Source organism: Enterobacter cloacae complex sp. 2022EL-00788, from assembly GCF_026627565.1.
In the GTDB taxonomy this organism is placed as follows: Bacteria; Pseudomonadota; Gammaproteobacteria; order Enterobacterales; family Enterobacteriaceae; genus Enterobacter; species Enterobacter pasteurii.
Genome location: NZ_JAPNMC010000028.1, coordinates 1 through 11,858, shown reverse-complemented (window position 1 = coordinate 11,858; position 11,858 = coordinate 1). Strand labels below are relative to the sequence as shown.

Genomic DNA, 11,858 nt, shown 5'->3' with positions numbered 1-11,858 from the left:
AGTCATCCGGCATGAGCCCGGGAAAGTAAGACGCCTGAATATAGTTAACGAGATGAAAAAGCTGGGAAAAGAGTACAGTAATATGGTCATGGTGGTATGACCATATTACTGGGGATCCCTCAGCCCCGTGGGAGAGGGTTAGGGTGAGGGCATCAGGCCCAACTACACCACCCATTCGCCCCCTTCAACCCCATTCACCAGCAGCTTGCGTTTTTCCCCCGCCGGCAACGACACCTTCAGCGCTTTCCACGCCGGGCGATAGTCGCCGCGCGCGTTGACCTTCAGGTTAATGGTTGTCGCGTCGCATACCATTTCCCACTCTACCCACAGCGCGTTGCCGTTCTGGTAGCCCCAGCTTTCACCGTCATCTTCAAACAGCAGACCGGTGCTGGTGCCCACGCCTTTCACCGGGAACAGCTTCAGCTCGCGGGTATCGTCTTTATCGGCGCTCACGTGCCGGATGCGTTCGCTGAGCGGCAGACCGGCACCGGCGCGCACCAGCAGCGGCAGTTTTTCCAGCGGTGCATCCAGGGCGATCCACTGCCCGCCGGAGAACCACTCGTGAGTGTAAAAATCGTACCAGCCGGTTTCGTTGTCCGGCAGCCAGAGGCGGCGCTCGCGCTGCCCGGCTTCCACAACGCTTGCCACCAGCAGGTCGCGGCCCAGCAGGAACTCGTCGCACTCTTCGAAGGTCTGCGCGTCGTGCTCGTGATCGAGGAAGGTCGGGCGCAGCATCGGCTCGTCGTCGGCGTGCGCCTGCCAGAGCAGGGTGTAGAGATACGGCAGCAGGCGGTAGCGCAGCTCAATCGCGCTGCGGATGGCAGGCGTGACGCCCGGATACATCCACGGCTCGTTCACCGTGCGATCGTCATTCCAGGAATGGATGGTAAAGCGCGGATGCATCACGCCGTTCTGCACCCAGCGCACAAACAGCTCGGCATCGGGTTTGTCCCCGGAGAAACCGCCGACGTCATGGCCGACGTTAAACAGCCCGGACAGGCTCATGCCCAGCCCCATGCGGATGTTATAGCGCAGGGTGTCCCAGTTGGTGCGGTTGTCGCCGCTCCAGGTCTGGACGTAGCGCTGCATCCCCGCGCAGCCAGAGCGGGAGATCAGATAAGGACGTTTATCCGGCGCGAAGCGCTGCTGCGCTTCCAGCGAGGCGCGCATCATCAGCAGGGGCATCACCGGCCGAATGTGCTTGATGGCGATCTCCCTGCCGAAGCCATAGCAGCGCGCTTCTCCGTCCCACACCTCGTACTCGTTATTGTCGTTCCAGGTTGAGTCGATGCCCATCTCCAGCAGCTGCGTGGTCACGCCGTTCTGCCACCACTGCACCGTCTGCGGGTTGGTAAAGTCGAGGTGCGACCCTTCGTCGTCCCAGAAGCTTGAACGTTCCGGTGCATCGGTTTCTGAATCACGAATGAACAGGCCGCGTTCCGCCACTTCACCGTAGCGCGGGTGATCCTGCAGCAGGCACGGCTTGATGTTGGCCGCAAGCCGCAGCCCCGCGTCGTGGAACGCCTGGCTCATTGCCTTCGGCTGCGGCACCTTGTCGTAGTTCCAGTTAAAGACGTAGCGCTTGCCGTTGATGGAGGTATAGCCGGAGGAGAGCTGGAACGAGTCGCACGGAATGGCGTGCTCGTCGCACAGGCGGATGAAGTTCATCAGCTGGTTCTGTGCGTCCGGCGCGTCGGTGTAGTGCATGGTCGAGCCGCTGTAGCCCAGGCTCCATTTCGGCCCGAACAGCGTTTTCCCGGTCAGGCGAACGAAGGCCTTAGTGACGTCCAGCGCGCGGCTGCCGGTGAAGAGATAGTAATCAATATCGCCCGCTTCCGCCTGCCAGCGGCGGTAGGCGGTGTGGTAGTTGTCGATCTCGTTGCCCAGATCCAGCCAGCAGCTGCTCAGGTTGTCGTAAAACAGGCCGTAGCTCACGTCGTCGCGGCGGGTAAGGGTAAACGGGATGTGCTTGTAGAGTGGGTCGGTGCTGGCCGCGTTGTACCCCATCGCGTCGAGGTTGCGCATCTCATAGCGTTTGCCGTTGCGCTGTAAATCACCCGCTTTCTCGCCGAGGCCATAGAAACGCTCGTCCTGGCGGCGGCTCAGATAGTGCGCCACGCCGTCGCCGTGGGCGTTCAGCAGGTAGGCGCTGGTCGGGCGGTCGTTGACCAGCGGCTGCCACTCGCCCGCGTCGTTACGGTAGTGCCACTCGAGCCACAGGGGCTGATGAACGGTTACGCGCAGCTGTTCTGTCGCTACGGTTAAGGTGTCGCCCTCCTGCGCCAGCGTCCAGGCAGGGCAGGAGAACCCGCTAATATCGTCACGACGACGGCCTTCCCACGGCACGTCCTGCTCAGGGGCGATGCTCCAGGTACGGTCCAGCGCCAGCTCGCCTTTGCGTTTGATCAGCACGCGGAACAGGTTCTCTTCCAGCACGTACAGGCACAGGCGATGCTGATTATCCACCAGCAGTTCCAGATGATTCGCCGACTGTTTATCGACGGTCCAGTTTTTCAGGGTTTTCATATGCAATACATCCACTATCAGGCGCGCTTGGCGCGACGTTCAGCAATAAATGCCACCAGGAAAACAGCGCCAATCAGGTCGAAGAAACCCATGGCGATAAAGAGCGGGTTGAAGCCGATTTTGTCGGCGGTCACGCCGATTAACAGAGAGAACAGGAAGCTGGCGATCCACGCCGCCGAGCCGCGCATGCCGTTGACGGTCGCCATCTGCCCTTTATCAAACGACTCCACCACCAGGGCGCTCAGCATGCAGGAGATGATCTGGTGCCCGAAGCCGCCGATGGAGATCAGCACGATGGTGATATACGGATCGCGGGTCACGGCCACGACCGCCAGGGAAATCATCAGAAACGCCCCGGTTACGGAGCTGGCCACGACCGAGTTAACGCGCGTGCAGCCAAACCAGCGGGTGTAGAGGCGGGTGAGGTAGCCGCTCGCCACGCTGCCGAGATCGGCGGCCAGGAACGGCAGCCAGGCGAACATCGCGATCTGCTTCAGGTCCATGCTGTGCTCTTTGGCGAGGTAGAGCGGCACCCAGAAGCTCAGCACCGCCCAGGCCGGTTCCGCCATAAAGGCCGGAATGGCGATACCGTAAAAGCGTTTGTTCTTCGAGACGGTTTTCAGCGCGGTCAGGAAGGGCAGTTTTACCGCAGGCGGTTCGTTATCCTGCTTGATAAACGCCAGCTCATCGCTGCTGAGGTTCGGGTGCTGCTCCGGGTTGTGGTAGAACGCCCACCAGAGGATCACCCACACCAGCGCCAGCACGCCGGTAAACATAAACGCGCCCTGCCAGCCAAACGACGCGTGGGCAAAGTAGATGATAGGCGGGGCCAGCATCGCGCCGACGGAGAAGCCCACGCCCGCCCAGCCTGCGGCGACGGGGCGCTCTGATTTCGGGAACCATTCACCGATGGTTTTGGCGTTTGCCGGCGTCGCGGCGGCTTCGGAAGCCCCCATAAAGAAGCGCAGAATAGCGAGGTGCAGCCAGCTTCCGGCGCCCGCGTGGAAGATACACATCAGCGCCCAGATCCCGGCGCAGACCATAAAGCCAATCTTCAGACCGATAACGTCAATCAGCCAGCCGCACAGGGGCTGGAAAATGGTGTAGGCAATCTGGAACGCGCCGACGATCCAGGAGTATTGCTCGGTGGTGATCCCAAGGCTCTCCTTCAGCTCCGGAGCGAGAATGCCTAACGAGTTACGGGTGATGTAGTTAACGGTCACGCCAAGAAGGAACAGCACCAGCACGTACCAGCGCAGGTTCTTGATGACGCGACGCGTTTTGCTTGTCGCAAGGGTGTTATTGATGTCCTGACTCATTTTCTTCTCCACAAGACGGACGGTAAGGGGACAAAGGTTCAGGCGTCACGCAGCGTCAGGTTTTTGAAAGTTATCGGTTTTAGAGACTTAGGCTGCTATACAACTAGTATGGAAGTTGTGTGACAGGTTCACCTTATGAAAGAAAACGGGCAGGGAATAGCGGATTTTGTGCAAACTTTCTCATAAATGCGGGGCGTTTTTGGGCATGATGGCCGTCAGTAAAGCTATTACCTGATAAACACGCTGTGAAAATTTTTTCATTTCACATATGGAGCCAGATCACAAAATGGACAAAAGGCTTAAAATCACCGAAATCGCTGCCCGTACCCAGCTCTCCATCAGCACCGTTTCCCGCGTGCTGGCGGGAAAGGCCAACACCAGCGAAAAAGCGCGCGCAAAGGTGCTGGCGTGCGCGCGGGAGCTTGGGGTGATGGAGGGCATGGCGGCGGGGCGCCTGCTGCTTAACAGCCTGGTGGTGTTCGCTCCTCAGCGGGCGTTTGACGAGCGGTCCGACATCTTTTACTACCGCGTGATCCAGAGCGTTAGCAAAGGGCTTGCCTCGCACGAGGTTCGGCTGCGCTACTGCGCGCTGGAAGAAAACGACAGCGACGCCCAGCTGTTTCTGGCGCGAATGAACGAAGCGGACACCCAGGCTGCGATCCTCCTCGGCATCGACGATCCGCATATCCACGATCTGGCGGTGGACGTGGGGAAGCCCTGCATGCTGATTAACTGCCGGGACCGGCACATGCGCCTGCCTGCCGTTGCGCCGGATCACCGCGCCATTGGCGAGCGGGCGGCGGATTACCTGTTCGAGATGGGGCACCGCGAGGTGATGAACGTGCTCTGTCTGCGGCGCTACACCATGGAGCAGCGCCTGTCGGGGATCCGCGACGCGTGGAGCGCCCATAACCTGACGTTTAGCGACCGTCGCGATCTGCTGGTGGTATCGAGCTTCAGCGCACGAGAAGCGGAGCAGCGGGTGACCGAGTGGCTTAACCAGCAGAAAGGCAACGATCTGCCCACGGCATTCCTGGTAGGCGGCGATTTTATGGCCGCGGGCACCATCAGCGCCCTCCAAAAGCAGGGCCTGCGCGTGCCGCAGGATGTCTCCGTGATGAGCATCGACGGTTTTAATCTGGCGGCGATTCAGGACGTGCCGCTGACCGCGGTACATGTCCCGCGTGACGAGCTGGGGACGGAAGCGGTGCACATGCTCCAGCAGCGGCTGATGCGCCCGGACGCGCCGGTGGGAACGTTGCTGCTCAACGGCACGCTGACGGTGCGGGAGTCGGTGCGGCGGATACGTCAGGGAAAACGACGCACCGCCGTTGAGCGGGAAGGGCTGTACGACAGTTAAGCCATGCCCAGCGCGCGCTTGCCGTGGATGTTCAGATCGCTCACGGTAAAGCGGCCCTGCCAGCTCTTTTCATAATCCTCGCGCGGGAAATCTCCCGGCGACGCGCCGGTTTCCAGCGCTTCCTTCACCTTTTTGGCGTAGGCGAGGTTCTTCTCGCACATCGGCGCGGCGGGAATGTACATTACGTTGCCCCAGCCCTGCTGGTTCTCCACCGGCGCGACGGAGTGGATCACGTCGCAGTGCCACCAGACGGAATCGCCCGCCTCCAGCGCCGGAATGCTGGTCAGCGCTTCGATGAGCAGCGGATGCCACTTCTCGGATATCGGCAGCACGCGCCCTGGCGCCACGCCGCACAGCTCATCTTCCGGCACGTCGTCCAGCAGCGGTCGCAGCAGAATATAGGCCATCGCTTCAGGGATCGGCACCACGTGCAGCAGCCCCTGGCCGGGGATCATATCCGACAGCGCCGTCCAGCCCTGGAAGGTGCGGAACACCGAGCATTTAGTGGTGTTATCCACCGTGTACTCTTCCACTTCGGTACGGTGCGCGGCGTTCCACGGATCGTATTTTTCCACGTTGCCGTCAAAGACGCGGGCAAAGACCTGCTGATAGGCCGGCAGCAGCCAGCGCTCCAGCGCGCCGGAATCGGTATGCGCGCCCAGCCCTTTCGAGGTGGTTCCCGGCGGACGACGACGGATGCGGTCCGGGTAAATCACGCTCACGTCCGGGTTAAACCACTGCTTGCCGTTGCTCTCGAATGTCCATAAGCGGTTCAGGAACGACTGCATCTGCGCCATCTCTTCGCTCTGGCGCGCCTGCATTTGCGCCTGAGACCAGTAAATGGGGTAAATCTCCGGACGAGAGGCCGTTAAGGTGCCGAAGAAGTTATCCCCCGGACCGTTGTAAACCTCGTCAAACCTGTTGAGATCGAGGTAATCGAGCATCGACCGATCCCACGCCAGCGCCTGCTCGCGCGGGAAGTGACCTTTGATCACCGCGCAGCCCCGGCGTTTAACGGCCTCGCGCTGAGCGTCGGTGAGGGTGCCGTTTTTCACATCCGCGAATGGGATCACTGGCCAGACGGTTTCGCCTTTGTTCTTAAGGGCGTTGATTTCCGCCACGCGGGTGGCAATTTTATCGCTGAGCTTATTAAACACCGCCTGCACGTCGCCGATCTGCGCGCGTAACTCACGTTTTAACTGACGGATTGCCGCTTTGTGATCCGCCGGCAACGTTTCACTGGTAAAGGTCATAACTGCCTCGCATCCTTCATTCGAAAGTAAAATTGTCTACAAGTGATACTTTAAGTTAAAATTAAGTTAATGCAAGTTTAAAAACTTGACGCAAGCCACAGGACGGAAAAAGAGTGAGAGGCCGGAGCAAGGCTCCGGCGAGGAGAGGATCAGGCGTCGAACGGGGAGTGGTAGTCGAGTACGGCCTGAATGACGTTCAGCGCGCCCTGGTGGTTGTTGTTGTCGGTGCTGTAGCGGCTGATTTCTTTGATGCTTTCTGCCGCGTTGCCCATGGCAAAGGAGTATTTAACCAGCTTCAGCATTTCCGCATCGTTGCCGCTGTCGCCGATGCCCACACACTCCTGCGGGGAAACTTTCCAGCGTTTCAGCAGGCGGCTGATGCCGTTGGCTTTGTGCAGGCCGGGGATAATCAAATCGACAAAGCCGAAGCCGCTGGTAACAGGCTTCATGATGCCGTCCAGGGACTCGTGCAGTTTATCGACCAGATTCGGGATATCGCTGTCCGGCAGGTTAAGAGAGAACTTAAACAGCACGTCGTCAATGTCGCGGTAGTCGCCGATACGCTTTAAGCGGTGATAGTGCTTTGACATCAGCGCCACGAACGCGTCCGGGGCCTGGTCGCTGACGTAGGCGCTCTCCAGACCGCAGGCCACAAAATTCAACCCTTTGTCTTTCAGCAGTTCGCCAATCACGATCTGCGACTCATGGCGGGTCAGCTCGCCGTGGAAAATTTGCTCACCATGATCGAAGACCAGCGCGCCGTTTTCCGCCACGAAGGAGATCTGGTTTTTCAGCTCCGGGAAAAAGGAGATGAGCTGGTAATACTGGTTGCCGCTGGCAACGACAAACTCAATGTTGCGGGCTTTAAGCTGTTCAAACTGTGCCTGGAAGCGGTCACGATCGTACTGCTTGGCATCATCAAGGAAAGTTCCGTCCATATCGGTGACGATAACTTTAACGGTCATACTGTGCTCCTGGGTCACTGCGTTTTGAAACATTCTAATAACAAGGTGACGGGGAGCACAAATTTAATTTCATTCGAAAGTAAAAGCAAAGCGGCAACCGACGTTGCCGCTTTTAGACTTTTCTCCCTCTCCCTGTAGGAGAGGGGATGCTTCGTTACAGCGTATGCTCGGTACGGGCGATAATATCGTCCTGCGCATCCGGGGAAAGGGCGGTAAAGAACGCCGAGTAGCCCGCCACGCGCACCACCAGATCGCGGTACTGGTCAGGGTGTTTCTTCGCTTCCAGCAGCGTTTCACGCGAGACGATGTTGTACTGAATATGCCAGCCTTTGTGCACCTCAAAGAAGGTGCGCAGCAGCACCATCAGCTTCTGGCGGTCGCTATCGTTTTCCAGCGTCGACGGGTTCAGCTTCTGGTTAAGCAGCACGCCGCCCAGGATCGCCCCGGTAGGCAGTTTACCCACGGAGCCGATAACCGCCGTCGGGCCGAGATGGTCCGTACCGGAAGCCGGGCTTGCCCCTTCCGCCAGCGGGGTGTGCGCTTTACGTCCGTCCGGCGTCGCCATCGTCGCCGCGCCAAACGGCACGTTTGCGGAGATGGATGACGTGCCCGCGTAGTAGTTACCGCCGGTCGGACCGCGGCCGTAGCGCGGGTTGTGATACTGCTTCAGCTCCTCAATGTAGGTCTGATAAGCGCGGGTCAGCAGCATGTCCACGCCGTCGTCATCGTTACCGTACTTCGGCGCGCCGTTAATCAGGCGCTGGCGCAGCTGCTCGTGGGTCAGCCCCTCGAAGTCGTCCGCCAGCGCCGCCGCCAGCTGCTGCTGGCCGATGACGCCCTGCTCAAATACCAGCTTCTTCACCGCCGCCAGGCTGTTGCCGAGGTTGGCAATACCCACCTGCAGGCCGGAGACCCAGTCATACTTCGCGCCGCCCTGCTTGATGCTTTTCGCGCGTTCGATGCAGTCATCCACCAGCGCCGAGCAGAGAATGTCGTGGACGTTCTCTTCCAGCATGGTGTCCACCACGTACTCAATCTCGATGGATTTGCGGGTGTAGTAGCGGATCTGGGTATCCCAGGCCGCCATGACTTCATCGAAGTTGACGAAGTTACCGGCAGAGAGGGCTTTCTCCTGCGGCAGGAATACCTTGCCGCTGGTGGCGTCGCGGCCGCCTTCCAGCGCCGCCAGCATAACGCGGGCGAAGTTGATAAAGCTCATGCCGGTGCAGCGGTAGCCCCACTTGCCGCCGACTGCGGTTTCGATGCAGCCGATGGCCGCGTAGTCGTAGGCGTCGTCTCGTTCAACGCCGAGCTTGATGAATTCCGGGATCACGATTTCATCGTTATTGAACGCCGGCATGCCGAAGCCGCAGCGGATCACCTGTACGCAGGCATCGAGGAAATCGCTGCTCATGCCCGCGTGGTAACGCACGCTCAGGTTCGGCTGCGTGGAGCGCAGGCGACCGCAGGATTCCAGAATCGCGTAGGAGAGCGGGTTTACCGCGTCCATCGGCTCACCGTTGACCAGCTTCTGGCCGCCGATGGTGACGTTCTGATACAGCGGGCTGCCCGCCGAGGCTTTAGAGTGCGAGCCGGAGCGGATCTTGTTCACCTCCAGCAGCTTCAGCCAGCAGCTGTGCAGCAGCTCGATGGCGTGCTCGCGATCCAGGCTCTGGTCCAGCTCCACGTCGCGGCGGTAGTACGGATAAAGGTACTGATCCATGCGGGCAAACGACACGGAGTGGCCGTTGGATTCAATTTGCAGGATCAGCTGAATGAAGTAGCACAGCTGCAGCGCCTGCCAGAAGGTTTTTGGCGGCTGGTGGGCAATGACGTCGCAGTTTTCCGCAATGGCCAGCAGCTCGTCGCGGCGGCTTTCGCGGGTTTCGCCGGCGGCCATTTCGCGCGCCAGGGCCGCGAAACGTTCGATATGCAGGCTAACCGCGTCCAGCACGATATCAATCGCCTTCAGGAACTGGTCACCGTGCAGGTCTTCCAGCACCGTCAGGTTAATGCGCGAGCGGCGCTCGGCCACCTTCGCGCGCAGGCCGTCGAGCCCTTTTTCCAGCAGCAGCGGGAAGTTCACCGCCAGGTGCGCGTCGCCGGAGGTCATGTTGCCTTCAGCCTTGATGATGCCGGTCTCCAGCAGGCTTTTCTGCTCGTCGGTGAACATGCCGTAGCAGCGATCCTGCACCGTCTGGCCGCGCCACCACGGGCAGATCTCATGCAGAACGCGCTTGTTCTCTTCGCTTACCGCAAAGCCTGCGCCGGGGCGGTCCGCCAGATCGTCAATCTCTTTCTCAATCCAGGAGACGGTATATTCCGGGAAGATCGGCGCGGCGCGGACTTCGCTTGCCTGGTTACCGACGATCAGCTCGTCGTGTTTGATCCAGATGGTACGCTCGGCCAGGTGGTGCGCCAGCGCCAGCGCGCGGCGTACCGGAATCGGCTTGTCCAGATGCTGCTGATACATTTCGGTGTAGTGCCGGGCGCGCTCGGTGCAGACCGGCGGCTTGACGATATGCACCAGCGCCATTTTGTGCGCCTTGATGCGCTCGCTGAGGGTGTTGAGATTCAGGGTTGTCATAGTGTTATCCTCGTAAGGTCGCGGTTAACCCTTTCTGGCAGGCATACTGCTGCGCGAAGTCCAGCAGGGCAGGGTTATCCAGCGGTTTGTCAGGGGCAGAGTAGGGTTGGCCGAGCAGGGTGTATTTGTTCATGCCCAGCGTGTGATACGGCAGAAAGTGAATGTCGTGAACGCCGAGTTCGTCGGCGGCGAAGTTGGTAATGGCGGTAACAGAGGCTTCATCGGCGTTGAAGCCCTGGATCAGCGGCACGCGGATGGTGATTTCTTTCCCGGCAGCGGCCAGGCGTTTCAGGTTGTCCAGGATTCGCTTAGCCGAACCGTCCGTCCACTGTTTGAAAACTTCAGAGTCAACGTGCTTCAGGTCGGCGAGGAACAGATCGACGTACGGCAGTGACGGCTCGATATAGCGCCACGGCACGTGAAGGCAGGTTTCGACGGCGGTGTGGATACCCTGCTCGTGGCTGGCTTTAAGCAGGGCACGCGCCAGTTCAGGGTTCATAAACGGTTCGCCGCCGGAGAGGGTGATCCCGCCGCCGCTGCGGTCGTAGAAGGGCTTATCGCGCAGGACCGTCGCCATAATCTCTTCAACCTGCTTCTCTTCACCGCAGACGGTGAGCGCCTGGGTCGGGCAGCAGTCGGAAAGGGCATCGAGCGTGGCGTCGTCAAGCTTCTCCCGATGGATGATCAGCCCGTTCAGCGCGCGGTCGATACAGCCTTGCGCGACCTGCTGACACAGGTCGCAGCCCTCCAGGCACAGACGCGCGTCAAACAGCACGTCCCGCGTGCGGGCGCGGCTTTCCGGATTCTGGCACCAGCGACAGCCCAGCGAGCAGCCTTTCAGGAATACCACGGTACGAATACCCGGGCCGTCGTGGGTGGAGTAACGCTGTATATTGAAGATCATATTCTCGCCCTCTGATTACATATGAAGATTAAATTACTTTCGAATGAAAGTTATCTTGATATGGGTCAACTCCTGAGCAGGTTTTGTCGTGATAGGGTAAGTGCAGGCAAATTTTGAGGGTGACATCATGGAACTTTATCTCGACACATCTGACGTTGCGGCAGTCAAAAAGCTGGCGCGTATCTTCCCGCTGGCAGGCGTGACCACCAACCCAAGCATTGTGGCGGCGGGTAAAATTCCGCTGGAAGAGCTGCTGCCGGCGCTGCACGACGCGCTGGGCGGCAAAGGCCGTCTGTTCGCGCAGGTAATGGCGACTACCGCCGAAGGGATGGTGGAAGACGCCCGCAAGCTGCGCGCGATTGTTAACGATCTGGTGGTAAAAGTGCCCGTGACCGCAGAAGGGCTGGCGGCGATCAAAATGCTGAAGGCAGAAGGGATCCCGACGCTGGGCACGGCGGTATACGGCGCTGCCCAGGGGATCCTGTCCGCGCTGGCGGGAGCAGACTATGTCGCCCCTTACGTGAACCGCGTGGACGCGCAGGGCGGAGACGGGATCCAGACCGTTGTGGAATTACAGCAGCTGCTGACGCTGCATGCCCCGCAGTCAAAGGTGCTGGCGGCGAGCTTCAAAACCCCGCGTCAGGCGCTGGACTGCCTGCTGGCAGGGTGCGAGTCCATCACGCTGCCGCTGGACGTGGCGCAGCAGTTTATCACCTCTCCGGCGGTGGACGCGGCGATCGTGAAGTTTGAGCAGGACTGGCAGGGGGCATTTGGACGGACGTCGATCTGACGGGGGCGGCCTGATGCCCTCACCCCAACCCTCTCCCACAGGGCTGAGGGTTCCCCAGAAAAATGAAAAGCACGATGAAGTGTGATCTACTGGTTGCGCTAACAAATCAGAAGAGACCTCATCGTGCCTTTACAGACAGTCTGCCAGAAATTTT

At 59.8% G+C, this 11,858-nt stretch carries 8 protein-coding genes; 2 read left to right on the top strand and 6 right to left on the bottom strand.

Annotated elements, in window-relative coordinates; genetic code table 11:
• Positions 1 to 162 precede the first annotated feature (162 nt).
• Entirely contained in the window at positions 163 to 2,526 is a 2,364-nt protein-coding gene (locus tag OWK27_RS24165; RefSeq protein ID WP_267591361.1) for a glycoside hydrolase family 31 protein, read from the bottom strand.
• 17 nt (positions 2,527 to 2,543) lie between these two features.
• Positions 2,544 to 3,845, bottom strand: coding sequence for an MFS transporter (locus tag OWK27_RS24160; RefSeq protein ID WP_267591360.1), 1,302 nt, complete (start codon positions 3,843 to 3,845; stop codon positions 2,544 to 2,546).
• A 286-nt stretch (positions 3,846 to 4,131) separates the two neighbouring features.
• Between OWK27_RS24160 and OWK27_RS24155 the strand changes: the two genes are divergently transcribed.
• Complete coding sequence (locus OWK27_RS24155; protein WP_267591359.1) at positions 4,132 to 5,205, top strand: LacI family DNA-binding transcriptional regulator; 1,074 nt, start codon at positions 4,132 to 4,134, stop codon at positions 5,203 to 5,205.
• Here the strand turns inward: OWK27_RS24155 and OWK27_RS24150 are convergent.
• The 4 genes from OWK27_RS24150 to OWK27_RS24135 all read right to left on the bottom strand — a co-directional run bounded on the left by OWK27_RS24150 (position 5,202) and on the right by OWK27_RS24135 (position 10,914).
• Entirely contained in the window at positions 5,202 to 6,458 is a 1,257-nt protein-coding gene (locus tag OWK27_RS24150; protein ID WP_267591358.1) for a DUF1479 domain-containing protein, read from the bottom strand. The genes OWK27_RS24155 and OWK27_RS24150 overlap by 4 nt on opposite strands.
• A 149-nt stretch (positions 6,459 to 6,607) precedes the next feature.
• Entirely contained in the window at positions 6,608 to 7,423 is an 816-nt protein-coding gene (locus OWK27_RS24145; RefSeq protein WP_267591357.1) for a Cof-type HAD-IIB family hydrolase, read from the bottom strand.
• A 154-nt stretch (positions 7,424 to 7,577) separates the two neighbouring features.
• Positions 7,578 to 10,010 (bottom strand): formate C-acetyltransferase/glycerol dehydratase family glycyl radical enzyme, encoded by a 2,433-nt coding sequence (locus OWK27_RS24140; RefSeq protein ID WP_148418682.1) that lies wholly within the window; start codon positions 10,008 to 10,010, stop codon positions 7,578 to 7,580.
• A gap of 4 nt (positions 10,011 to 10,014) precedes the next feature.
• Positions 10,015 to 10,914 (bottom strand): glycyl-radical enzyme activating protein, encoded by a 900-nt coding sequence (locus OWK27_RS24135; protein WP_267591356.1) that lies wholly within the window; start codon positions 10,912 to 10,914, stop codon positions 10,015 to 10,017.
• 127 nt (positions 10,915 to 11,041) lie between these two features.
• Here OWK27_RS24135 and fsa point away from each other — a divergent pair, with 127 nt between their 5' ends.
• Positions 11,042 to 11,704 (top strand): fructose-6-phosphate aldolase, encoded by a 663-nt coding sequence (gene fsa, locus OWK27_RS24130; RefSeq protein WP_267591355.1) that lies wholly within the window; start codon positions 11,042 to 11,044, stop codon positions 11,702 to 11,704.
• Positions 11,705 to 11,858 lie beyond the last annotated feature (154 nt).